Source organism: Streptomyces sp. NPDC043867 (assembly GCF_056435845.1).
Window position 1 is genome coordinate 1 of the sequence record NZ_JBWKDS010000039.1, and the last position, 23,198, is coordinate 23,198.

The window sequence follows — 23,198 nt, forward strand, 5'->3', positions numbered from 1 at the left end:
CGTGGCTAAGGACGCAGCGGAAACGGGGGTGGGGGGGGGGGGGGGGACCCCCCGCCCCCCTCCTCCCCTTCCCCCCCCGATCCCGGGTCTCCGCCGGGGCGGGCGGACCCCCGGGGAGGTCAGCGGGCGTACCGCATCAGTGCCCGGACCATGTGGCACGTGGTGTCCGACGGGGGATGGACGCCGATGAGCTGCGCGGCGCTGCGGATCGTCTCGTTACGGGCCAAGTCCGGCACGTAGACACCGGAGTCGAGCAGGGCGATCGCGAGGCGCATCGCCTTGAGCCGGCGGTTGTGGGTGACGTACCAGTCGCGGGGCCGCCCGGGCGGGAGCGGGCGCTTGTTCACGGGCTCGTACGGCAGGTCGGGCGGGACCGCCCTGCGGACGGTGGACCGGGCGGACTTCGGCTTCAGTGCGGCAGCGGGCACGGGCATCCTCCTGTCGCGGTCAGGGCCTCACCGGAACCTCCGGCGCACCCTCGAACACTGCTTCCATTCTACCGCCCGGCACTGACAAAAGCCCCTGGCCACAGGGGCTTTGGCGGGGGCTGTGGCGCAGGTGGGAGGGGGTGTTCCGGGTACCGTGGGGGCATGGAGATCTGGATCAATCCCGCCTGTTCGAAGTGCCGCAGCGCCGTCGGTCTGCTCGACGCGGAGGGCGCCGACTACACCGTGCGCCGCTACCTGGAGGACGTGCCCACCGAGGACGAGATCAGGGACGTGCTGGAGCGTCTCGGACTCGAACCGTGGGACATCACCCGCACCCAGGAGGCCGCCGCCAAGGAACTCGGCCTCAAGGAGTGGGCGCGGGACGCCGGTTCGCGGGACCGGTGGACCAAGGCGCTGTCGGAGCATCCCGAGCTGATCCAGCGGCCCATCATCACGGCGGACGACGGAACCGCCGTGGTGGGCCGCACGGAGGAGGCGGTACGGAACGCGCTGTCCCGCTGACCGTCCGTCACCGAGGCGTCCCTGTGGCCCACATCACCCCGGCGGTCTCCGTGACCGTTGAGTGACCTCGTTCGGTATCTCGTACATAGCGGCGTACGTTCCCCCGCATCCAGGAGGCGCGCATGTCGCGTAGGAGAACGCTCGGCACCAAGAAGAAGCTCGCCCTGCTGGTCGGCGCCGCCGCCGTGGCCGGAGGCGGGGCCTTCGCCCTCGCGGCCACGTCGAACGCGTCGCCGGTCCAGAGCGCCCAGGACTCTGCGGTCTGCCAGGGACTGGCCACCGCGGTCGGCAACAACCAGCGGTTCATCGACGCCCAGCGGGCCGCTCCCGACGCCCAGTCGAAGGCCCGGATCGCCAACCGCGAGGACGTCATCAAGGAGATCGGGCGCCAGCAGAAGGCGTCCGGCTGCGAGGTCGGGGAGTCGGCTCAGGACTCCCAGGCCGGCCGGCCGGCGACCGACGCGCCCGCCGGGACGGCTCCCGAGGAGACCGCACCCGGTGACGACGCGGGCACCGGGGACGCGGGCCAGGACGCGGGAGGCGAGGAGGCGGGCGGTGCCGCCGGTGAGCAGGTGTGCGCCGGTTCGACCGTCACGCTCTCCGGCGAGAACGGCGCCCCGGCCGCGTCCAGCAACGAGTTCCCGGCCGGGACCAGGCTGAAGGTGACCAACCTGGACAACGACAAGTCCACGACGGTCGAGGTGACCTCGGTCTCGGGCAGCTGCGTCCTGCTCAACAACGCGGCGTTCGAAGAGGTCAGGGAGCCCGGAAAGTTCCTGATCCGCCGGGCCCGCATCGAGAAGGTCGGCTGACGGCCCTCTGCCGCCGTACGCGGGAACACCGCCGAGGGTCCCGTTTCTCCCGCACGGGAGGGGCGGGGCCCTCGCCCGGTGCGGGGCCCCTGCCGTGCGCGCCCGCAAACGCATCGCATACGAGCCGCCGCCCCCGGCGCACGGTCCACGCGGCCCCGGCCCGCCGCCCCCTCGGTGCCCCCTCACCGCGTGACCCCGGGCACACGAGTCCCAGGTAACACGGGGTTCACCTGCGGGCAATGACCGGGAAATCGCCTGTTGACAGGCTGCCGGACATCCCAGCGGCGCCCCAGTGCCGCAGCGCCGCAGCACCCGCGCATGCGCCTGCAGACCCACCCCGAAGGATGTGGCCCGTGACCTTCAAGGCTGAGTACATCTGGATCGACGGCACCGAGCCGACGGCCAAGCTCCGTTCCAAGACGAAGATCCTGGCCGACGACGCCAAGGGTGCCGAGCTGCCCATCTGGGGCTTCGACGGATCGAGCACCAACCAGGCCGAGGGCCACGCCTCGGACCGCGTACTCAAGCCGGTCGCCACGTACCCGGACCCGATCCGCGGCGGCGACGACGTCCTCGTCATGTGCGAGGTCCTCAACATCGACATGACGCCGCACGAGTCCAACACCCGTGCCGCGCTCGCCGAGGTCGCGGAGCGGCACGCCGCGCAGGAGCCGGTCTTCGGCATCGAGCAGGAGTACACCTTCTTCAAGGGCTCGCGTCCGCTCGGCTTCCCCGAGGGCGGCTTCCCGGCCGCGCAGGGCGGCTACTACTGCGGCGTCGGCTCGGACGAGATCTTCGGCCGTGACGTCGTCGAGGCGCACCTCGACAACTGCCTGAAGGCAGGTCTGGGCATCTCCGGCATCAACGCCGAGGTCATGCCCGGCCAGTGGGAGTTCCAGGTCGGCCCGCTCGCGCCGCTGGAGGTCTCCGACCAGCTGTGGGTCGCGCGCTGGCTGCTCTACCGCACCGCCGAGGACTTCGGCGTCTCCGCGACGCTGGACCCGAAGCCGGTCAAGGGCGACTGGAACGGCGCCGGCGCGCACACCAACTTCTCCACCAAGGCGATGCGCGAGGGCTACGACGCGATCATCACCGCGTGCGAGTCGCTGGGCGAGGGCTCGAAGCCGCTCGACCACGTCAAGAACTACGGCGCCGGCATCGACGACCGGCTGACGGGTCTGCACGAGACCGCCCCGTGGAACGAGTACAGCTACGGCGTCTCCAACCGCGGCGCCTCGGTCCGCATCCCGTGGCAGGTCGAGAAGGACGGCAAGGGCTACATCGAGGACCGCCGTCCGAACGCGAACGTCGACCCGTACGTGGTGACGCGGCTGCTCGTCGACACCTGCTGCACCGCTCTGGAGAAGGCCGGCCAGGTCTGATCCCCCGCCTCCCCTGAAGGGGCGCCCGCCGGACCGGCGGGCGCCCCTTCCGCGTTCCCCGCCGGGCGCGGGAGACAGGATCGCGCCGAGGCCCGGTATCACGTGCCGAGAAGGTCCCTACCGGAGCTGCTCAGGGCCGGGCTCATCTGCTTCAATGGACCCATGGCCAGCTTCCGGAAGTGCACCGCGACGGGTCGCCACGACCTCGAGCCCTTCTGGCCCTCCCGTCAGCTCCACGACTTCGACCGGGAGTGTTGTCGCGCGATGAACGCGCGGGCCCTCTAAAGCCGTCCACCCCGGCCTTCGGCCAGCGCGCACGACGTACGTCCGCCGACTCCCCCGCGAGGACCTCGCGGCCGTCGGCACCACACGACGACTCCTCGCGCGAAAGAGCTGACCTCTCATGGCGAACACCCGTACCTTCTCCACCGCCGGCACCCTCACCGCCTCCGCCCCGACCGCCGCACGGCACCGGCTGCGCGCCGTCGACCGGGACGAGGTGGTCGATGTCGCGGACTTCCTCCCGCCGGGGGCCACCTGGCTGCCGGCTCCCCAGCACACCCTGCCGACGCTGCCGGGCCGGCCGCCGATGGTCGGCTACCTGGTCCTCGTCCCGGCCGACCAGCAGCCGCTGCTGCCGGTCGCCGTGCCGGACGCACCCGACGCGAGGGCCCTCGGCGAGGACGCCGGCGAACCGCTCGTCCGGATCGACTCCGTGCAGCGCACCGCGCGGGTCGACGGCCGGACGCTCGACCTGACGTACCTGGAGTTCGAACTGCTCGCCCACCTGGTCGCGCACCCCCACCGGGTGCACACGCGCGACCAGTTGGTCACCACGGTGTGGGGCTACGGGCATGTGGGCGACGGCCGTACCGTCGACGTCCACGTCGCCCGGCTGCGGCGCAAGCTCGGCGCGGAGCACCGCAAGGCGATCCAGACGGTGCGGCGGGTCGGGTACAAGTACGCCCCGCCGGCCGGACGCTGACCCCGGATCTCCTGTCAGCAGATTCCCGTTCCGTCCGCGCCGTGCCTTGGGCAGAGTGACCGGCATGAGACTTCTGATGCTGGGCGGTACGGAGTTCGTGGGGCGCGCCGTCGTGGAGGCGGCGCTCGCCGCCGGCTGGGACGTGACCGTCTTCCACCGCGGGCGGCGGGCCGCCCCCGCGGGCGTGCGGACGCTGCACGGCGACCGCACCGCTCCCGGCGGACTCGCGGCGCTCACCGAGGGCGAGTGGGACGTCGTCGTCGACACCTGGTCGGCGGCACCGCGGGCGGTGCAGGACACGGCGCGGCTGCTGGCAGGCCGGGCCGGCCGGTACGTGTACGTGTCGAGTTGCTCGGTGTACGCGTGGCCGGCCACCGCCGGGTACACCGAGGACGCTCCCCTCGTCGGGGGCGCGTCGGCCGGCGCGGAACAGAGTGACTACGCACGCGACAAGCGGGGCGGTGAGCTGGCCGTGCTGGAGAGCTTCGGTGCCGGCCGCTCGGTGCTGGTGCGCTGCGGGCTGATCCTCGGGCCGTACGAGAACATCGGGCGGCTGCCGTGGTGGCTGAACCGGATCGCGCGCGGGGGTCCCGTGCTCGCGCCCGGCCCTCGCGACCTGCCGCTCCAGTACGTCGATGTCCGCGACCTCGCCGAGTGGACCGTCGGAGCGGCGCAAGGTGAGGTGAGCGGGGCGTACAACCTGGTGGGGCCGCGGGGGCACACGACGACGCGCGGGCTCCTCGACGCGTGCGCCCGGGTCACCGGCGGGCGGGCGGAGCTGCGGTGGACCGAGCCCGGGGCGATCCTCGCGGCGGGGATCGAGCCGTGGACGCACCTGCCCGTGTGGGTGCCGCCGGGCAGCGGGCTGCACGACGCGCTGCACGGGGCGGACGTGTCCCGTGCCCTCGGTGCGGGACTGCGGGTGCGGCCCGTCGAGGAGACGGTCGCCGACACGTGGAGCTGGCTGCGGAGCCTCGGAGGTGTGGCCCCGCAGCGGTCCGACCGGCCGGTGGTGGGACTCGACCCGGCCGTGGAGGCGAAGGTGCTCGCCATGTGACCCCGGGCGTGCCCTCCCCGGATCGGTGCGGGCCCGCGCACGACGCCGTACCCGACCGCACTGACTATGGTTCAAACCTGATTCGGGAGATCAACTCCCTTGATTTCACAGCGTTCTGGCCCCCTTGTGCCGGAAATGGCCCCATGGGTTTCCAAGTTCTTCCGCGGTTCCTGAACACCCCACACGCCTCACGCGTATGGAAGGGAGCCGCTTCACTCCTGTCGGGCGCCTCGCTGCCCCGCAAGGAAGTCAGAGGAGTTCCATGGGACGCAACACGCGAAAACGCCGTTCACCGCTCGCCGTCCGCGCCATCGCCGCATCGGCGGCTCTGGCGATCGGCGGCGGCGGACTGGTCTGGGCGAATTTCTACGCTTCCGCGCACGAGGAGAACTCGGCGCAGAACAGCACCAAGGCCGCCGCCGCCCAGGCGGCCACCATCAAGTGCCCGGACGTGGGTCAGCAGTTGACCAGTGTCCCGTACCGGGCACGATCCGGCGTCGACAGGGAGCTGGCGGCCCTCGACAAGCAGATCACCGAGGCCTACGCCCGGCTCGCCGCCACGCGCGACGCCGCGACGAAGGACACCGCTTTCGTCCAGAACGCCATCCTCGGCCCGCTGAAGGACAAGCGGACCGCGACGATCGAACGGATCAAGATCGGATTCAAGCGGGTCGGCAGCACCGCGCCGAGCTCGCTGGACGCACTCGCGCCGTGCACCGGCGTCCCGGCGGCTCCGCCGCAGACCACCGACGGCCAGGCCGGCAACGGTCAGGGCCAGAACGGCGGAGGCCAGAACCAGGGCACCGGCGGCCAGGCCGGCAACGGCCAGGGCCAGAACGGCGGCGGTCAGGGCCAGGGCAACGGAGGTCAGGCCGGGAACGGCGGGCAGGCCGGCAACGGTCCGGTCGCGGCCGACTTCGTCGACATCACGAAGGTGCGGCCCAACGTGGCCCGCAAGGCACGGACCCGCGCGGCCGGCTCGTCCGGCACCTTCACCAGCTCCTGCGGTGTGAACGCCAACAAGAAGTTCAACACCGACAACGTGATCGTGGCGCCCGGTGTCACCAACGGCGCTCACCACCTGCACGACTACGTCGGCAACCAGTCGAACGACGCGTTCGCCAACAACGACACGTTCGCCGCGGCCCAGACCAGCTGCGCGAACCAGGGCGACAAGTCGTCGTACTACTGGCCGGTGGTGCGGATCCAGGACGGTACGCAGGACTTCGACCAGAACAACGACGGCGGCGGCAAGGAGGGCAACGTCGGCAAGGTCCTGCAGACCAAGCAGGCGTCCATCAAGTTCGTCGGCAACCCGCGGAGCAAGGTCGTCGCGATGCCGAAGTTCCTGCGGATCATCACCGGTGACGCGAAGACCACGACCAACGGTCTCGCGAACGCCAACGCCCACTGGAGCTGCACCGGCTTCGAGAGCAAGGTCCAGCTGACGGAGCAGTACCCGATCTGTCCCCAGGGCAGCAGCGTGGTGCGCTCGTTCGCCTTCCAGAGCTGCTGGGACGGCCAGAACGCCGACAGCGCGAACCACCGTACGCACGTGGCCTTCGCCGACGCCCAGGGCAACTGCGCAAACGGCTTCAAGGCGATCCCGCAGCTGACGATGCGCCTCGTGTACGACGTGCCGCCGCCGACCGTCGCGAACGGTCAGGTCAAGAACGCCTACGCGGTGGACGGTTTCCCGGAGCAGCTGCACAAGCCGAGCACCGACCACGACGACTTCATCAACGTCTTCGACGAGAACCTGATGAACAAGATGGTCAACTGCATCAACACCGGCAAGAAGTGCAAGTGACCGGCTGAGCCGACTCACCGAGGAGGCCGGCGGCGGGAGATCCCGCCGCCGGCCTCCGGCGTTTCCGCGGCGCCCCGGGGCACCCGCGAACCCGTTGGTCAGCCGCTGTGGTGACCGGAGTGCGCGGTCCCGGTCTCCCCGCCGCCACCGCCCCCCGAGTGGTGCGAGGTCCCCTCCTCCATGGTTCCGCCGAGCTTGCCGCGCAGCGCCGTGACCGTCCCCGGCTCGCCGACGGCGACCCACTTGCTGCCGACGAGGTACGAACCGCCGTAGTCCTTGGCCTCGTTGAGCCACTCACGCTGACCGCGGTCGGTGGCGAAGGTGGCCAGGATGAACTTGCCGTCGGTGTTCTTGCAGACGGCCTGGCGGATCTCGTCGGCATCCGTCTGGATGTCCGGCTCGCACTTCGCCTCGGAGGCCAGGTCCTCCAGGCTGCCGGTGGCCGTGGCCGGTACCTTGTCGTCCCCTGCTCCGGCGTCGCCCGACCCGCCGCAGCCGGTGAGCAGCAGCAGCGCCGCGGCGGCCCCCGTCGCTGCGGCCGCAAGCCCTTCGCGCGTCAACCTCATTCGTTCCTCCGGTCCCTCACGGCGACATGAACTCGCCAGCTCCGTTCGCACCGTTGAGCACGGACGCCCGTCCGGTTAGCGTGCCGCACCTGTCGAGACAGGGGGCGCGCAGATGAACAGTCCGTCGCGACGCACGGTGCTGGGCACGGCCGGTGCCATCGGCCTCGGGACCGCCCTCGGGGTGACGGTCCCGGCCCACGCCGCAGGGAGCCCCGGCGAGGGCCCCGCCTTCGATACGGCTCCCGCACGCTCCGCGCTCAATCGGCTGCTGCCCGGACACGCCGAGCAGTACCGGCTCGGTCCGGTCGCGCCGGTGGACGGGCGGGACCGTTTCCGGGTGACGGGCTCCACGGGACGCATCGAGGTGACGGGGACGAGTCCGGCCGTGCTGCTCACCGGCGTCCACTTCCATCTGAAGTACGTGTGCGGTGCCCACCTGGCCTGGAACGGCTCCCAGCTCCGCCTGCCGCGCCGGCTGCCCGCGCCCGCGCGCCCGCTGGGCCGGGACACCGCGCTCCCCCACCGGTTCGCGCTCAACGACACCAACGACGGCTACACCGCCCCGTACGCGGACTGGCCGTACTGGGAGCACCAGATCGACCTCCTCGCCGCGCACGGCTGCAACGAGGTGATGGTCGTCGCCGGCATGGAAGCCGTCTACCACCGCGTCCTGCGGGACTTCGGGTACACCGACGCCGAGGCCCGCGGCTGGCTGCCCGCCCCCTCCCACCAGCCGTGGTGGCTGCTCCAGAACCTCGCCGGGTACGGCGGTCCGCTCTCCCCCGCACTGATCGCCCGGCGCGCGGAACTGGGCCGCCGCATCGCCGGCCGGCTGCGGGAGCTGGGCATGGCCCCGGTGCTGCCCGGCTACTACGGGCACGTCCCCCAGGACTTCGTGGCGCGCAACGGCGGGGACGCACACGTCGTGCCGCAGGGCGTCTGGCACGGCTTCCAGCGCCCGGACTGGCTGGATCCGCGCACCGGCGCCTTCGCCGAGGTCGCCGCCTCGTTCTACCGCCATCAGCAGGACGTGTTCGGCGGGGCCGCCCACTTCAAGATGGACCTGCTGCACGAGGGCGGCACCGCCGGGGACGTGCCGGTGCCGGACGCGGCCCGCGGGGTGGAGCGGGCCCTGCGGCGGGCCCACCCGGACGCGACCTGGGTGATCCTCGGCTGGGAGGCCAACCCGCTGCCCGCGCTCCTCGACGCCGTCGACAGGCAGAGGATGCTGATCGTCGACGGTGTCTCGGACCGCTTCAGCGGCGTCACCGACCGCGAGCGGGACTGGGGCGGCACCCCGTACGCGTTCGGTTCGATCCCCAACTTCGGCGGCCGTACGACGATCGGCGCCCGGACGCATCTGTGGAACGAGAAGTTCTTCGCCTGGCGGGACAAGCCGGGCAGCGCGCTGGCGGGCACGGCGTACCTGCCGGAGGCCGCCGACCGGGACCCGGCCGCGTTCGAGCTCTTCTCCGAAATGGCCTGGAGCCCCGGCCGGATCGACCGGGCCGCCTGGTTCTCGTCGTACGCCGACTTCCGGTACGGGCGGCGGGACCCCCGTGCCCGCGGCGCCTGGCGGGCCCTGCACGACACCGCCTACCAGCAGCGGGCCGTGGAGCGCAGCGACCCCCACGACTCGCTGTTCTGCGCCCGTCCCGACCTGGCGGCCGTCCGTGCCGCCGCGTACGCGCCGCGCGCCCTCACCTACGACCCCGGCCGCTTCGACGCCGCGCTGGCCGGGCTGCTCGCGGTGGCCGGGGACCTGCGGGGCAGCGCCGCGTACCGGTACGACGTGGTGGACGTGGCCCGGCAGGCGCTCGCGCACCGCAGCCGCCAGTACCTGCCGCAGCTTCGGGCCGCCTACCAGAGGCGGGACCTGCCCGCCTTCCGGGCGCTGGCCGCGCTGTGGCTGCGGCTGATGCGGCTGTCGGACGACGTCACCGGGACGCACCCGGCGTTCCTCCTCGGGCCCTGGGTCGAGGACGCGCGCCGGCTCGCCACGGACGACCGGGAGCGCGCCGAGTTCGAGCGGACCGCCAAGGTGCTGATCACCGTGTGGGGCGGCCGGGCCACCTCCGACGCCGGGGACCTGCACGAGTACGGCAACCGGGAGTGGAACGGCCTGCTGGCCGACTTCTACCTGCCGCGCTGGCAGAAGTGGTTCGACGCGCTGGAGGCCGCCCTCGTCACCGGGACGCCGCCCGCCGCCGTCGACTGGTTCGCGTTCGAGGAGCCGTGGACCCGGGAGCGGAAGGACTATCCGCTGCGGCCGTCCGGCGACCCGTACCGGACGGCCGCGCGCGTCCGGGACGTCCTGGCCCGCGCGCCCTACCAGGGCGCCCTCGCGGTCACCGCCGACCCGCCCGCCTTCCCGCCCGGCGGGCACGCGCGCGTGGAGGCCGTCTTCACCAACGTCAACGGCCTGCGCGCCACCGGCCGCGTCGACTTCACGCTCACCGGCGTCGCGGCGGATCCCGACGGTCCGACGTCCCTCGCCTCGGTGCCCGCCGCCGGGACCGGCGTCGTCCGCTGGCGGGCGGACGCCCCCGGCACTCCGCTGGACGGCCCGCTGCGCCCCCTGCCCTACACGATCGGGGTCCGCTACGGCCCGCGGGGCGAGGACCGGGTGCGAGCCGGCTTCGACGGCACCCTCTTCGAGGCGGGGCCGCTCGCCGACGGCTGGACGACGTACACGAACAACGCGGCCGTCTTCGGACAGCTCGGCGACCGGTTCGCGATCGACGGCGCGGGCGCGGACCTGTGGAAGGGCACCGCGGAGTTCGGCACCCTCTACCGGGCGGGAGCCCTGACGGACGGAGCCGTCGTGACGCTCCGCGTCGACGCCCAGGCGGTCACCGGTCCCTGGGCCAGGGCGGGCATCGTCGCCCGCGACAGCCTGGCGACCCCCGGGTCCAGGGGCTTCCTCGACCTTGCGGTCACCCCGGCCAACGGGGTCGTGCTGTCGTACGACTCGAACGGCGACGGCACCCTCGACACGTACCGGCGCCTCACCGGGATCGGGGCGCCGGTGCTGCTGCGGCTGACGCGCGCCGGGGCCTCGTACACCGGCGCGTGCTCGACGGACGACGGGGCGACCTGGCGGGCGGTGGCGACCGTGCCGGTGCCGGGCGGGGCCGACGCCCAGGACGTGGGGATGTTCACGAGCGCGGCGAACGGGGGCGGGGGTGCGCGCGGGACCGCGGAGTTCAGCGGCTGGAGGATCGCGTGACGCCGTGGTCCGCACCGGCACGCCTGTGCGAGGGTGGGTCCGTGAACGACGACTGGGAAAAGCGCGTGGCGGCCGCCTGGGCCACCTTCGACGACTACGACGAGGCACGGGCGGCGGACTTCCGCGCGGTGATCGACGAACTCGTCGCCGAGCTGCCGGACGACAGCCCCGTCCGCGCCTTCGAGCGGGCCTGCGCCTGGGACTCGACGGGCCACTCGGACCGGGCGGTGCCGCTCTACCGGGAGGCACTGGCGGGCGGACTCGACGGCTACCGCGCCCGGCGCACCAAGATCCAACTCGCCAGCTCGCTGCGGAACATCGGGCAGGCGGAGGACGGCGTCCATCTCCTCACCCCGGAACTGGTCGCCCCCTCCGACGAGTTGGACGACGCCGTACGCGCCTGCCTCGCGCTCTGCCTGGCCGACCTCGGCCGGGAACGTGAGGGCCTGGCCCTGGTGCTGGGCGCTCTGGCTCCCCATCTGCCGCGCTACCAGCGGTCGATGGCGAACTACGCCCGGCTGCTGGTGGAGCCCGACGCGTAAAGCCCCGGTCCGCTTCCCGCGGGCCGAGGTGACCAACCAACGATCCGCTCGTTCTGCTGAACGTGCAGTCACAGGATGTAGCCCCGCGCCCCGCACCCGGAACGGCCGTCGACGTCGAGCAGGCCGAGGCCGCGCTCGTCGAGCACTATCCGCGGCTGGTCCGGCTCGCCTATCTGGTGCTGCCGCCCAGCCTCGGCCGTAACCGCCGGGTGCTGACGGCGCACGCCCTGACCCAGCGGGCGCTGCCGCGCGGGCGGACCGCCACGTGCGTGATCCCCGCCCAGGCGAACGGCCGCGACGGCGACCCGGGCTATGCCGTCGTGCGCCTCCAGGTGGTGCGCGGCGCGCTGGACGCCGCGCTGCCCCTGAAGCGGCCGGCCTGGCCCAAGCGGTCCCAGCTGCCGCCGCTGCTGCCGCAGGTGTGGGGTCTGAGGCTCTTCCCGCGTTCCGGCGGCGCCGACGAACTCGCGCTGGACCAGCGGCTGTCCGGCCTCACCGGACCGGCCCGCGCGGCCTTCGTCCTGCGCGCCCTGGAGCAGCTGTCCGACGCCGGCGTGCGCGAGGTGCTCGACGCGGCGGGCGTCGACAGGCCGGGTGCGGCGCTCGCGGAGGCCCGCGCCCTGACCGGCCAGGACGAGCTGCTGCTCTCCCCCGCGTTCGACCCCTGCTCGCTGCACGCCCGGCCCACGGACCTGATGCGGCGCAGGCAGCACATGAAGGCCGCGCTCGCCGCCGCGGCGGCCGTCGCGGTGTGCGGGGCGCTGCTCGGGCTGCCCGGCGACGGCTGGGGCCGGGACGGGGCCGCCGCACCCGCGTACGCGCAGAACCCGGCCGCGGAGGCCGCGCTGGACCCGGCGCGGGTGGTGAAGGTGCCCGCGACGGCGTGGCGGTCGTCCGCGCGCACCGACTTCTCCGTGTGGCCCGCGCGCGGAAACCTGACCGGGGACAGGGCCCTGCTGCGCCGGGCCCTCGCCGTGTGGGCCCGCCCGGGCGAGACCGTGCAGGTCTCGGCGACCCCGGGCACGCCGTCCGGCGCTCCTCCCGGCCCGCCCCAGCTCCTGTACGCGGGTGACGTCGACTCCGCGCGCGTGGTGCTCCTGTACGACGGTCTGCGCATCGTCCGGTACGCCGAGCCGAAGGCTTCCGCGAACGGCGCCGCCCTCGACTTCGCGCGGGTGGACGGCGCGAGCGACGCCGAGTCGGGCGCGGTGGTCCTCGACCGCGCCGACGGCAACGTCCGCTATCTGACGGCGCCCTGGGTGCGCGAGGCGGCCGAGCTGGATCTGCTGAAGCCCGCGGCCGCCCCCGTCGACCTGGGTCTTTCGCGGGACGGGGTGACGGGGCCGCTGGCGAGCCCGGCCCAGCAGAGCGGCACCTGCCGCTCCTGGCGGGCGCTGCGGCTGACGGGCGGCACCGGCGGCGCGGGCCCGCGCCTGCTGAGCGACCTCGGCGAACTGACCCCGGCCCACCTCACCGCGGGCCGGCCCGGCGCGCCCCGTGAGGCCACGCCGCAGAGCTGGTCGCCCTATGCCTGCTCCCTCGCCTCGGTGCGCTCGCAGGGCGTGCGGTCGGTGAACGCCTGGCAGTTCGCGCGGCAGTCGCTGCCGGACGCGAGCGGGGCCGGCGCGTGGGTGTGCACACGGGCGGAGACCTGGCGGGGTGCCGACGCGCGCGTGCTGGCGCAGTTCCACACGCCGGGCGGGCGCTTCGGGGCGGTCGCGGCGAAGTCCGAGAACGCTCCCGCGTGCGGGTCGCGCGACCCGCACGTGCTGGCGGGCGTGCTGTGGAAGTCGGCCGCGGGGTCCTGGTACCTGCTCGCCGCCGGCAGCAGGGACACGGTCTCGGTCAGTGCGACGGGCGGAGTCCGCGGGACGGCACAGGGGAACCTGCTGACCCTGCGGACGGAGCAGGGGGCGCGGGCGGAGCTGACGGGGACGCTGACGAACGGCACATCGGTCAGCGGACTGCGCTGAGCTGAGGGGACGGCCGGCGGGTTTCCCGGCGGAGGGGTCCCGCGGGGCCCCGCCGCCGGGCAGAGGGCTCCCGCGGGTCCCGTCGGCAGCGCGTCCTCGAAGGGGAGGCCGGTCGCCGGGACGCCCTCCCGGCGGACGCGAAGCGTGACGGCCCGACGCTGGTCCGTGTCCCGCGGGCGAAAGGCGAGCACAGCGGGCCCGTCAGGTGAACACCCCAGGCCGGACCGGCCCGTTCCGGTACGGCTCCGATCGGTAAGGTGTTCGTATGACGACCGGGGTGCGCCGCAGGATGGGTGTCGAGGAGCGACGGGAACAGTTGATCGGCGTCGCCCTCGACCTGTTCAGCCGGCGCTCGCCCGACGAGGTCTCCATCGACGAGATAGCCTCCGCCGCGGGCATCTCGCGACCGCTGGTCTACCACTACTTCCCCGGCAAACTCAGCCTGTACGAAGCGGCGTTGCAGCGGGCCTCCGACGATCTCGCGGGGCGTTTCGTGGAGCCGCGGGAGGGACCGCTCGGGGCGCGGCTGCTGCGGGTCATGCACCGCTTCTTCGACTTCGTGGACGACCACGGGCCCGGCTTCTCGGCGTTGATGCGCGGCGGCCCCGCCGTCGGCTCGTCGACCACCAACGCGCTGGTCGACTCGGTGCGCCAGGCCGCGTACGTCCAGATCCTCGCCCACCTCGGGGTGGCGAACCCGCCCGCCCGGCTGGAGCTGGTGATCCGCTCGTGGATCTCGCTGGCCGAGTCGACGGCGCTGATCTGGCTGGACGGGCGGCGGATTCCGCGCGGCGAGCTGGAGACGCAGCTCGTGCACGACTTCGGCGCGCTGGCCGCGGTGAGCGCGGCCTACGACGCCGAGGTCGCCGCGCTGCTGCGGCGGGCCTTCGAGAACGAGCCGGCCGAGGGGCCCTTCACCGACCTCGCCGTCCGGCTGATCTCGCTGGCAACGCCCCCGGCGCCGTAGCCGCGGACCCTCACGCCTCGAACTTGCGGTACGACGGGTCGAGGTCGCGCACCTCGGCAGACACATGCAGGGCGACGCCCCCGGCGGGCTTCACATACGTCTTGAGCAGCTCCACGACGGCCTCGGTCAGCTCCGCCTTGGTCTCCTCGCTCCGCCCGGCCAGGAGCCCGAGGGTGACGTGGACGACGGCGTGCCCGGCGGTGTCGGCGCCCACCACGGTGTCCTCGGCCGGACGGAACTGCGTCTTGCAGGCGCCGATCTTCGCGGCTGCCGTGTCGACGACCTGCGCGTGCAGCGCCCGCGCGAATCCGCTGCGGTCGAAGGCGTCGGCGAGCGTCGCGGAGTAGTCGACGGTGATCTGCGGCATGGGCACTCCTGTTCCAGGGGACGTTCCCGTCACCCTAGCCGCAGCGCGTGCGCTGCGATGCCGTCCCCGGACGGGGTGCCCGCGCGCGGCCGTGCGCCGGGAGCCGGGGGGGGGGGGGGGGGGGGGGGCGCCCCCCCCCCCCCCCCCCCCCACCGGCCGTACCGCGCTAGCGCGAGGTGCGTTCGAACACCGCGACGGTGCGGGCCGGGACGGCGAACGTGCCGGATCCGGCCGCGTAGGCGGCGCGTTTCACGGTGGAGTCCGCGCCGGCCGCCTGTACCGGATGCAGCGCGTACGCCGTTCCGGCCAGGGCGTGGACCGCGGCGATCCGGTAGCTCACGGGCTGGTACGAGGTCCACCACTGCGCGCCCTGGATGTGCTCGGCGGGCGGGGACACCTGGACGTATCCGTACCCGGCCGGGCCGAGGGTGCTGGTGCACTCCCTGGCGACCGAGTCGAATTTCCACTCGAAGAGGACGGCGGTGACGTCCTTGGTGCCGGGTGGGGACGCCTGGGCCACTCCTGTGGGAAGGGTGACCGAGGCCGCCATGCCCGCCGCGAGGACGGATATGGCGGCCAGAGTTCTCCTGGCCATGTGATCTCCTGCACTTCGTCGTGCGGGTGGGGGAGGTGCGAGGACCGGAGGTTGCGGACTGAACAACGCCGGTGTGATCGGGACCGTAGCGCTTGCCGACAAGTTTCAGCAAGATGTCGCAAGAAATTCCAACCCGCTTCGCGGTACGGCCTCTTGGCCCGCTCCCACCCCTGCCCGCCGAGGCACAGGAGGCTCACCCGTTCGGTCAGACGCCCCACCAGACGGTGGTGTCCGCGGGCAGCTTCGCCTCGTCGTCCACGACGGTCACCGCACCGTTGGAGACCAGCACCCGCCCGTACGCCGGGACCGTCACGGATGCGCCGCCCGTGTTCGCCGTGCAGACGAAGTCGCCCCGGCGGAACGCCAGTACGCCCTCGGGTGCCGGCAGCCACTCGACGGCGTCGCCCGCCCCGAGGTCGGCGCGCTCACGCCGCACGGCCAGCGCGGTGCGGTACAGCTCCAGGGTGGAACCCGCCACGCCCGTCTGCGCCTCGATGCTCAGCTCGCCCCAGCCGGCCGGCTGGGGAAGCCAGCTGCCGCCGTCGCCGAAGCCGTACGAGGAGCCCCCGCGGGTCCACGGGATCGGCACCCGGCAGCCGTCGCGGAATCCGTCCTGCCCGGCGCCCCGGAAGTACGCGGGGTCCTGGCGCACCTCGTCCGGCAGGTCCACGACGTCCGGCAGGCCGAGCTCCTCGCCCTGGTAGATGTACGCGGAGCCGGGCAGCGCCAGCATCAGCAGGGTCGCGGCCCGCGCCCGCCGCAGTCCGAGCTCACGGTCGCCCGCGGTGCGGATCTGCGTGCCGAGGCCGGCCTCGTTGGCGAAGCGCGTGGCGTGCCGGGTCACGTCGTGGTTGGAGAGCACCCAGGTGGCGGGGGCGCCGACCGGGCGCATCGAGTCCAGGGTGCGGTCGATGACGGAGCGCAGCTCGGCCGCGTCCCAGTAGGTGCCCAGGTACTGGAAGTTGAAGGCCTGGTGCAGCTCGTCGGGGCGCACGTAGTTGGCGGTGCGCTCGATGGTCGGGGTCCACGCCTCGGCGACGAAGATGCGCCCGCCCGTCACCCGCCCCCGCCCTTCCGAGGAAGGCCCTTCGGGCCCCGTCTCGTCTCCCGCGTACTCGTCGAGGATCGTGCGCCACTGCCGGTAGACGTCGTGCACGCCGTCCTGGTCGAAGAACGGCATGACATCGTTGCCCAGCAGCTTCAGCTGCTCGTGGGATCCCAGGTCCGGCAGGCCCGTGGCCTTCACCAGCCCGTGGGCGACGTCGATGCGGAAGCCGTCGACGCCCATGTCGAGCCAGAAGCGCAGGATCGAGCGGAACTCGTCGCCGACCGCCGGGTGCTCCCAGTTGAAGTCGGGCTGCTCGGGGGCGAAGAGGTGCAGGTACCACTCGCCGGGGGTGCCGTCGGGCTCGGTGACGCGGGTCCACGCCGGGCCGCCGAAGATGGACTCCCAGTCGTTGGGCGGCAGTTCGCCGTCCGGGCCCTTGCCGGGCCGGAAGTGGTAGCGCTCCCGCAGCGGCGAGCCGGGGCCCTCCCGCAGCGCGCGCTTGAACCACTCGTGCTGGTCGGAGGAGTGGTTGGGCACCAGGTCGACGATGATCCGCAGGCCCAGCCCGTGGGCGTCGCGGATCAGCGCGTCGGCGTCCAGGAGGTTGCCGAACATGGGGTCGACGGCCCGGTAGTCCGCGACGTCGTAGCCCGCGTCGGCCTGCGGCGAGGCGTAGAAGGGGCTCAGCCACACGGCGTCGACACCGAGGTCGCGCAGGTACGGAAGTCGGGAACGTACGCCCTCCAGGTCGCCCATGCCGTCGCCGTTGCTGTCGGCGAAGCTGCGCGGATAGACCTGGTAGATCACCGCGTCGCGCCACCAGTCGCGGTGTGCGGCGACGGTGGCGAGAGCGGAGGTCGGGGCCTGGTCGGTGGAGTGCTGGCTCATGGCGTCCTTGATGCGATGGGGGTCCCCCCGGCCGGACGGGGCCGGGAGCGGGGGGAGCAGTTCGGGTCATGGAAGCGGGTGATGAGGCGGCCGCGACGCCGGCGGGGTCGGATGGGCGTCGCGGCCGCCACCCGCGCGCGGTGCGCGCGGGAGTCCTGGCGTGGCGGGCGTCAGCCCTTGGTGCCGCCCGCCGTCAGGCCGCTCACCAGGTTCTTCTGCACAAGGTAGAAGAAGGCGGAGACGGGTATGGCGACCAGCACCGCCGTGGCGGCCATGAGGTTGCGCTGCGCGTCGTGCTCGCTGACGAAGCTCTGCAGGCCGACGGCGAAGGTGTACTTCGTGTCGGACAGCATGAACGTCGAGGCGAAGGCGACCTCGCCGAACGCGGTGATGAAGCTGTAGAAGGCGGCCACGGCCAGGCCCGGCTTGGCGAGCGGCAGGATCAGCCGCAGGAACGTGCCGAAGGGGTTCAGCCCGTCGACGCGTCCCGCCTCGTCGATCTCGAAGGGGATGGTGTCGAAGTATCCCTTGAGCAGCCAGGCGCAGTAGGGCACCGCGGTCGAGCAGTAGACCAGGATGAGGCCCAGGTAGCTGTCGATGAGCTGGAGGTCCGACAGGATCTGGTACATCGGCACGATCAGGACGGCGATCGGGAACATCTGGGTGACCAGGAGCACCCACATGAACTTCCGGTAGCCGGGGAAGCGCATGCGGGAGACCGCGTAGCCGGTGGTGGCGGCGACCATGACGCCGATGGCCGAGGTGCCGAGCGAGACGATGAGCGAGGTCTTCATCCACGCGAAGAAGTTCGTGTGCTGAAGCACGAACGCGTAGTTGTCGAACGTCATCTTGTCCCAGATGCGCCCGGGGTGGAGGTAGTCGTCCTTGTCCGGGCCGAGGGACAGGTAGACCAGCCAGGCGATCGGGAAGAGCGCGATCAGGCTCGCGACGATCAGGATGCCGTGGGACACGACGGAGCCGGCGCGGGTGTTCTCGCCCCGCCGGGGACCCTTGCCCGGAGCGGGGCCCGGGGAGACCTGGTCCGCCGGGGCGGACGTCGGAAGTGTCGTGGTGCTCATGGGGGCTCCCGCCTCAGATCGCGAGCTGCTGGTCATTGCGGTTCAGCCAGCGGCGGTAGAAGGAGGTGAAGACGATCAGGATGGTCAGCAGCAGGATGCCGTAGGCCGCCGACTGCGCGAAGTCACGCGGCTGCTGGCCGAAGCCCAGGTAGTAGGCCCAGGTGACGAGGATCTGCGCGTCCGGGGCGGTGTTGCCGAACAGCAGGAAGATGACGGCGAACTGGTTGAACGTCCAGATGACGCCGAGGAGCACGACGGTGGAGCTGACGGACCGCAGACCCGGCAGGGTGACGTGCCGGAACCGCTGCCAGGCGTTCGCGCCGTCCATCTCGGAAGCCTCGTACAGGGTGGAGTCGATGGACTGCAGGCCGCCCAGCAGCGAGACCATCATGAACGGCACGCCGCACCAGGTGTTGACCATGATCGCGGCGAACCGCTGCCAGAAGGTGTCCTCCAGCCACAGCGGTGTCGGCAGGTGCACCGACTCCAGCACGGAGTTGATGACGCCGCCGTCGGCGAGCATGAAGCGCCAGCCGAAGACGGTGACGAAGGTCGGCACGGCCCACGGCAGGACCAGCAGCAGTCGGTAGAAGGTGCGGCCGCGCAGCTTCTGGTTGAGCAGCAGCGCGAGGCCGAGGCCGATGACGTAGTGCAGCGTGACGCAGAGCGCCGTCCACACGATCGTCCAGATGAAGTGCGACCAGAACCGGTCGTACGACGTCGGGCCCCACAGGATGTCGGCGTAGTTGTCGAGGCCGATGAACTCGTAAGTGGCGTCGATGTGGTTGACGCCGATCGTGCGGGCCGAGTTGAGGCTGTTGGCGTCCGTCAGCGTCAGGTAGAGGCCCCGCGCCAGCGGATAGAGCACCAGCACGCCGAGCACGAGGACCACCGGGGTGATCATCGCGTACGCGTACCAGTACTTCTGGTACGAGTGCCGGATGCGCTCGATCCGGCCGGGCCGGCGCCCGCGGTCACCACGCCGCTCGCCGGTCGCTCTGTCGATGGCGACTGTCATGATTCGACACCTTCTGCAAGTTCAGGAGTTGGTCGCACGCCCGGCGCCGGCGACGGCTCGGCCGGGGCGCACAGGCCGGATGGCCGTCGGATCCGTCCCCCGGTGCAGGCGGATCCGACGGCCACGCGGGGTCACTTCTTGAAGTCGGGGACCAGCTTGGCGATCGCGGTCTCCGCGTTGCTCAGGCCCTTGTCCAGCGACTCCTTGCCGCCGGCGATCTTCGGCAGTTCGGTGTCGAGCGGACCCCACAGCGAGCTGTACTCGGGCAGCGCCGGGCGCGGCTGGGCGGCGGCGAGCACCGTCTGGTAGCCGGCGATGCCCGGGTCGGCCTTGACGTCGGCGGTGTAGGCGTCGTCGCGGGTCGGCAGCGTCGAGTTCTTCAGGGCGATCGTCTCCTGGGACTTCGCCGAGGTCATGAACTTCACGAACTTCAGCGAGGCGTCCTGGTGGGCCTTGTCCGAGCCCGCGTAGACGGAGAGGTTGTGGCCGCCGGTCGGGGCGCCCGGCTTGCCGGTGGAGCCGGCCGGGACGGTGGCGATACCGAGGTTCGCCTTGTTCTTGAAGGCCGAGCCCTTGTAGAAGTTCGTGATCTCCCAGGGACCCTGGACGATCGCGGCGACCTTGCCGTTGACGAACGCGTCCTGGATGTGGGCGTACGCGTCGGCGGTGGTGTCGGCCTTGTGCAGGCCCTTGCCGCTGAACAGGCCCTGCCAGGTCTCGAAGCCCTTCTTGGCCTCGGGCGAGGCGACGGTGATCTTCTTGGCGTCGGCGTCGACCGTGTCGGTGCCCTCGCCGTAGAGGAAGGACTGGGCGTAGTACGCCTGGGTGGAGCCCCAGTAGCCGTCGACGCCCGTCTTCTTCTTCACCGTGGCGGCGGCGGTCTTCAGGTCGGCCCACGTCGTGGGCGCTTCCTTGATGCCGGCCTTCTCGAAGAGCGCCTTGTTGTAGACGAGCGCGAGGGTGTCGGTGACCAGCGGCACGCCGTAGGTCTTGCCGTCGTACTTGGCCTGCTCGATCAGGTTGGACTTGAACTTGTCCTGCTCGGCGAGAGCCTCGGTGCCGTCGAGCGGCAGGAAGTAGCTCTTCTTCGCGAACGCGGGGGTCCAGCCGACCTCCGAGCGCAGCAGGTCGGGCGCACCCTTGGATCCCGCGGCGGTGTCGAACTTGTTCTGCGCCTGGTCGAACGGCACGTTGACGTACTTGACCTTGACGTCGGGGTTGGCCTTCTCGAACTCCTTGACGAGGGCCTTGTACGTCGGGGCCTCGTTGGTGGCGTTCGAGGTGTCCCACCACGTGATGGTGGTGGGGCCGTCCGACTTGTCGCCGCTGTCGTCGCCGCCGCACGCCGTCGCCGAAAGGGCGATCGACGCCACCAGAGCGGTGGCCGCTATGCCACGCCGCATGAGATCTCCTTGAGGGTGAAAGCCCGAGTGGTTGGGGGAGCGGTCCCGCCCGCACCCCTTGCCGACTTGCCGACTGCGCCGTTGCGTCCGCCGGGCGACGTGAACGTAACAGCGTTGTAAGCGTCGCGAAAGAGCTTGCAGCAAAAAAGTGCAAGGACTGCCGAGAGTTACGCCGCCGTGACCTCTCCTCGGCGCCCGGATGCCCCGTACCGGGCCGATCAGCGGTCTCGCGGACGTCTGTGCAAGACTCTGCAAGCTCTTGCCAGGGCTGCCGTGTACGAGGATCATCGGCCCGTCAGCGCCTTGCAGGAGCCACCCCTTCCCGCGGCGCACGCGCGGGATGCCGAGCCGACCAGAACACGAGGGAGCCCGATGACGCAGCAGCCCGGAGCGAGCCGTTCAACCGGCCGCGCACGGCGCCTGGTTGGTGGGCAACGGGAGACCCGGCCGGTACAGTCCAATCCCGTGACCACACGGCTTGCCGACATCGCAGCCCAGGCGGGGGTCAGTGAGGCGACTGTCAGCCGCGTCCTGAACGGGAAGCCGGGCGTCGCCGCCACCACCCGCCAGTCCGTCCTGGCCGCCCTCGACGTCCTCGGCTACGAGCGTCCGGTCCGGCTGCGGCAGCGCAGCGAGGGACTGGTGGGGCTGATAACGCCGGAGCTGGAGAACCCCATATTCCCGGCGCTCGCCCAGGTGATCGGCCAGGCGCTGACCCGCCAGGGCTACACCCCGGTGCTGGCCACCCAGACCCCCGGCGGTTCCACCGAGGACGAGCTGACGGAGATGCTCGTCGACCGGGGCGTCGCCGGCATCATCTTCGTCTCGGGACTGCACGCGGACACCTCCGCGGACATGCAGCGCTACGAGCAGCTGCGCGCCCGGGGCGTGCCGTTCGTCCTCGTGGACGGTTTCTCGCCGAAGGTGCAGGCCCCCTTCATCTCGCCCGACGACCGGGCGGCGATGAGCCTCGCGGTCACCCACCTCGTCTCGCTCGGTCACACGAACATCGGTCTCGCGCTCGGCCCGAAGCGGTTCGTGCCGGTGCAGCGCAAGATCGAGGGTTTCGTGCGCACGATGCAGGAGCAGCTGGGCCTGCGCCCCGACGACATCGAGGAGCGGCTCGTCCAGCACTCCCTCTACACCCTGGAGGGCGGCCAGGCGGCGGCCACCGCGCTCATCGAGCGGGACTGCACGGCGGTGGTGTGCGCCAGCGACATGATGGCGCTGGGCGCGATACGGGCGGCGCGGCAGCTCGGGCTGGACGTGCCGAAGGGCATTTCGGTCGTCGGCTTCGACGACTCGCCCCTCATCGCCTTCACTGACCCGCCGCTCACCACGGTCCGCAAACCGGTGCCGGCCATGGGCCAGGCGGCGGTGCGCACGCTGCTGGAGGAGATCGGCGGGACGCCCGCGCCGCACAGCGAGTTCGTTTTCATGCCGGAGCTGGTGGTGCGGGGTTCGACCGCTTCCGCCCCCGGGGACCGGAATCGTCCCTGAGGGGGAGAACCGCCCGGCCCCGGCCCTCCGCGCGGAGCAGGAAATGCGGCCGGAACCCGACCAGGGGATGATCGGTGCGGGAAGGCTTTTCTGGCACACTCTGTCCTTATGGGTGAGATCACCGTGACGACACTGGAAGGCCGGAAGCAGGCCCCTCCCGAGTCCGTCGCGGACAGCTCGAACGACCGCGCCGGCCGGGCCCTGCTGCGCCGGCTGCGTACCCCACGCCGCCCCCGATTCTGGTTCGAGATCCTGCTGATCGGTGTGAGCTACTGGACGTACTCGCTGATCCGCAACGCGGTTCCGGAGCAGAGGACGCAGGCGCTGCGCAACACCGACTGGATCTGGCGGGCCGAGCACCATCTCGGGATCGCCGTCGAGGAGTCGGTCAACCACGCCGTGAACTCGGTGACATGGCTGATCGTCGGGATGAACTACTACTACGCGACGCTGCACTTCGTGGTCACGCTGGGTGTTCTCGTGTGGCTCTACCGCAGCCACCCCGGCCGGTACGCGGCGACGCGCACGGCGCTCTTCGCGACGACCGCCGTCGCCCTGGTCGGCTACTACTTCTACCCGCTCGCCCCGCCCCGGCTGATGGGCGGCACCTTCGTCGACACGGTCCTGGTCCATCAGACCTGGGGCTCCATGGCGTCGGGTGACCTGAAGAACATGTCGAACCAGTACGCGGCGATGCCGTCGATGCACATCGGCTGGTCCCTGTGGTGCGGTCTCACGATCTTCGCCCTGGCCTCGGCCCCCTGGGCCCGCGTCCTCGGTCTGCTCTACCCGGCGGCCACCCTGGTGGTCATCGTCGCCACGGCCAACCACTTCTGGCTGGACGCGGTGGGCGGCATGATCTGCCTGGCCTTCGGCTTCGTGGTCGCGGGAGCCTGGTACGGCGCCCTGCCGTACGCCCTGCCGCGCCGGGTACCGGAGCCGGGCGGGCCGCTGCCGCAACCACTGGAGGCCTGACCGGCCGCCGCGGCGACGCCGACGGGCTGACCGGGACCGGATGCTCCCGAAC

General features: G+C 72.0%; 19 protein-coding genes and 1 pseudogene. 12 read left to right on the forward strand and 8 right to left on the reverse strand.

What is annotated here, in order from left to right:
- Positions 1-119: 119 nt before the first annotated feature.
- On the reverse strand, positions 120-428 hold the full coding sequence (locus tag AC069T_RS30080; protein ID WP_478785743.1) for a hypothetical protein: 309 nt from the start codon (positions 426-428) through the stop codon (positions 120-122).
- Between the two features lie 162 nt (positions 429-590).
- On the opposite strand from AC069T_RS30080, the gene AC069T_RS30085 reads away from it, so the two are divergent.
- The 6 genes from AC069T_RS30085 (at position 591) to AC069T_RS30110 (ending at position 6,996) form a co-directional block, all read left to right on the forward strand.
- A complete protein-coding gene (locus tag AC069T_RS30085; protein WP_478785744.1) occupies positions 591-950 on the forward strand; it encodes an arsenate reductase family protein in 360 nt (119 codons plus the stop codon).
- Positions 951-1,072: 122 nt separating this feature from the next.
- Entirely contained in the window at positions 1,073-1,762 is a 690-nt protein-coding gene (locus AC069T_RS30090; protein WP_478785745.1) for an RlpA-like double-psi beta-barrel domain-containing protein, read from the forward strand.
- 353 nt (positions 1,763-2,115) lie between these two features.
- Positions 2,116-3,144, forward strand: coding sequence for a glutamine synthetase (gene glnII, locus AC069T_RS30095; protein ID WP_478785746.1), 1,029 nt, complete (start codon positions 2,116-2,118; stop codon positions 3,142-3,144).
- 403 nt (positions 3,145-3,547) lie between these two features.
- Positions 3,548-4,129: a winged helix-turn-helix domain-containing protein gene (locus AC069T_RS30100; RefSeq protein ID WP_478785747.1), complete on the forward strand. Its 582-nt coding sequence runs from the start codon at positions 3,548-3,550 to the stop codon at positions 4,127-4,129.
- 64 nt (positions 4,130-4,193) lie between these two features.
- Positions 4,194-5,186, forward strand: coding sequence for an SDR family oxidoreductase (locus tag AC069T_RS30105; protein ID WP_478785748.1), 993 nt, complete (start codon positions 4,194-4,196; stop codon positions 5,184-5,186).
- Between the two features lie 262 nt (positions 5,187-5,448).
- Positions 5,449-6,996: a DUF1996 domain-containing protein gene (locus AC069T_RS30110; RefSeq protein ID WP_478785749.1), complete on the forward strand. Its 1,548-nt coding sequence runs from the start codon at positions 5,449-5,451 to the stop codon at positions 6,994-6,996.
- Between the two features lie 98 nt (positions 6,997-7,094).
- Here AC069T_RS30110 and AC069T_RS30115 read toward each other — a convergent pair whose 3' ends face one another.
- Positions 7,095-7,562, reverse strand: a complete 468-nt coding sequence (locus AC069T_RS30115; protein ID WP_478785750.1) for a hypothetical protein — start codon at positions 7,560-7,562, stop codon at positions 7,095-7,097.
- 112 nt (positions 7,563-7,674) lie between these two features.
- Between AC069T_RS30115 and AC069T_RS30120 the strand changes: the two genes are divergently transcribed.
- The 4 genes from AC069T_RS30120 (at position 7,675) to AC069T_RS30135 (ending at position 14,273) form a co-directional block, all read left to right on the forward strand.
- Positions 7,675-10,791: an alpha-N-acetylglucosaminidase gene (locus tag AC069T_RS30120; protein WP_478785751.1), complete on the forward strand. Its 3,117-nt coding sequence runs from the start codon at positions 7,675-7,677 to the stop codon at positions 10,789-10,791.
- A gap of 23 nt (positions 10,792-10,814) precedes the next feature.
- Entirely contained in the window at positions 10,815-11,333 is a 519-nt protein-coding gene (locus AC069T_RS30125; RefSeq protein ID WP_478785801.1) for a tetratricopeptide repeat protein, read from the forward strand.
- A gap of 62 nt (positions 11,334-11,395) precedes the next feature.
- Positions 11,396-13,306, forward strand: a complete 1,911-nt coding sequence (locus AC069T_RS30130; protein WP_478785752.1) for a hypothetical protein — start codon at positions 11,396-11,398, stop codon at positions 13,304-13,306.
- Between the two features lie 265 nt (positions 13,307-13,571).
- The gene (locus AC069T_RS30135; protein WP_478785753.1) at positions 13,572-14,273 is read left to right on the forward strand and encodes a TetR/AcrR family transcriptional regulator; all 702 of its coding nucleotides are present in this window, start codon (positions 13,572-13,574) and stop codon (positions 14,271-14,273) included.
- A 10-nt stretch (positions 14,274-14,283) separates the two neighbouring features.
- Here the strand turns inward: AC069T_RS30135 and AC069T_RS30140 are convergent, their stop codons facing one another.
- From AC069T_RS30140 to AC069T_RS30165, 6 genes and pseudogenes are all read right to left on the reverse strand, one after another.
- Positions 14,284-14,640, reverse strand: a complete 357-nt coding sequence (locus AC069T_RS30140) for a 5-carboxymethyl-2-hydroxymuconate Delta-isomerase (RefSeq protein ID WP_478785754.1) — start codon at positions 14,638-14,640, stop codon at positions 14,284-14,286.
- A gap of 217 nt (positions 14,641-14,857) precedes the next feature.
- A pseudogene (locus AC069T_RS30145) lies at positions 14,858-15,235 on the reverse strand (glycosidase); the annotation flags it as partial.
- A gap of 205 nt (positions 15,236-15,440) precedes the next feature.
- On the reverse strand, positions 15,441-17,171 hold the full coding sequence (locus AC069T_RS30150) for a glycoside hydrolase family 13 protein (RefSeq protein ID WP_478785755.1): 1,731 nt from the start codon (positions 17,169-17,171) through the stop codon (positions 15,441-15,443).
- A 170-nt stretch (positions 17,172-17,341) separates the two neighbouring features.
- A complete protein-coding gene (locus tag AC069T_RS30155; protein ID WP_478785756.1) occupies positions 17,342-18,250 on the reverse strand; it encodes a sugar ABC transporter permease in 909 nt (302 codons plus the stop codon).
- 13 nt (positions 18,251-18,263) lie between these two features.
- Positions 18,264-19,268, reverse strand: a complete 1,005-nt coding sequence (locus tag AC069T_RS30160) for a carbohydrate ABC transporter permease (RefSeq protein WP_476751862.1) — start codon at positions 19,266-19,268, stop codon at positions 18,264-18,266.
- A 131-nt stretch (positions 19,269-19,399) separates the two neighbouring features.
- Positions 19,400-20,671, reverse strand: coding sequence for an extracellular solute-binding protein (locus AC069T_RS30165; protein ID WP_478785757.1), 1,272 nt, complete (start codon positions 20,669-20,671; stop codon positions 19,400-19,402).
- 465 nt (positions 20,672-21,136) lie between these two features.
- Here AC069T_RS30165 and AC069T_RS30170 point away from each other — a divergent pair, with 465 nt between their 5' ends.
- Both AC069T_RS30170 and AC069T_RS30175 read left to right on the forward strand, forming a co-directional pair.
- Positions 21,137-22,171, forward strand: a complete 1,035-nt coding sequence (locus AC069T_RS30170) for a LacI family DNA-binding transcriptional regulator (RefSeq protein WP_478785758.1) — start codon at positions 21,137-21,139, stop codon at positions 22,169-22,171.
- 108 nt (positions 22,172-22,279) lie between these two features.
- The gene (locus AC069T_RS30175; protein ID WP_478785759.1) at positions 22,280-23,146 is read left to right on the forward strand and encodes a phosphatase PAP2 family protein; all 867 of its coding nucleotides are present in this window, start codon (positions 22,280-22,282) and stop codon (positions 23,144-23,146) included.
- Positions 23,147-23,198 lie beyond the last annotated feature (52 nt).

What these genes read in the sequence shown, in the direction of transcription:
- AC069T_RS30085 (WP_478785744.1), top strand. Translation starts at nt 591, where the DNA reads ATGGAGATCTGGATCAATCCCGCCTGTTCGAAGTGCCGCAGCGCCGTC.
- AC069T_RS30090 (WP_478785745.1), top strand. Translation starts at nt 1,073, where the DNA reads ATGTCGCGTAGGAGAACGCTCGGCACCAAGAAGAAGCTCGCCCTGCTG.
- AC069T_RS30100 (WP_478785747.1), top strand. Translation starts at nt 3,548, where the DNA reads ATGGCGAACACCCGTACCTTCTCCACCGCCGGCACCCTCACCGCCTCC.
- AC069T_RS30105 (WP_478785748.1), top strand. Translation starts at nt 4,194, where the DNA reads ATGAGACTTCTGATGCTGGGCGGTACGGAGTTCGTGGGGCGCGCCGTC.
- AC069T_RS30110 (WP_478785749.1), top strand. Translation starts at nt 5,449, where the DNA reads ATGGGACGCAACACGCGAAAACGCCGTTCACCGCTCGCCGTCCGCGCC.
- AC069T_RS30115 (WP_478785750.1), bottom strand. Translation starts at nt 7,562, where the DNA reads ATGAGGTTGACGCGCGAAGGGCTTGCGGCCGCAGCGACGGGGGCCGCC.
- AC069T_RS30120 (WP_478785751.1), top strand. Translation starts at nt 7,675, where the DNA reads ATGAACAGTCCGTCGCGACGCACGGTGCTGGGCACGGCCGGTGCCATC.
- AC069T_RS30135 (WP_478785753.1), top strand. Translation starts at nt 13,572, where the DNA reads ATGACGACCGGGGTGCGCCGCAGGATGGGTGTCGAGGAGCGACGGGAA.
- AC069T_RS30140 (WP_478785754.1), bottom strand. Translation starts at nt 14,640, where the DNA reads ATGCCGCAGATCACCGTCGACTACTCCGCGACGCTCGCCGACGCCTTC.
- AC069T_RS30150 (WP_478785755.1), bottom strand. Translation starts at nt 17,171, where the DNA reads ATGAGCCAGCACTCCACCGACCAGGCCCCGACCTCCGCTCTCGCCACC.
- AC069T_RS30155 (WP_478785756.1), bottom strand. Translation starts at nt 18,250, where the DNA reads ATGAGCACCACGACACTTCCGACGTCCGCCCCGGCGGACCAGGTCTCC.
- AC069T_RS30160 (WP_476751862.1), bottom strand. Translation starts at nt 19,268, where the DNA reads ATGACAGTCGCCATCGACAGAGCGACCGGCGAGCGGCGTGGTGACCGC.
- AC069T_RS30165 (WP_478785757.1), bottom strand. Translation starts at nt 20,671, where the DNA reads ATGCGGCGTGGCATAGCGGCCACCGCTCTGGTGGCGTCGATCGCCCTT.
- AC069T_RS30175 (WP_478785759.1), top strand. Translation starts at nt 22,280, where the DNA reads ATGGGTGAGATCACCGTGACGACACTGGAAGGCCGGAAGCAGGCCCCT.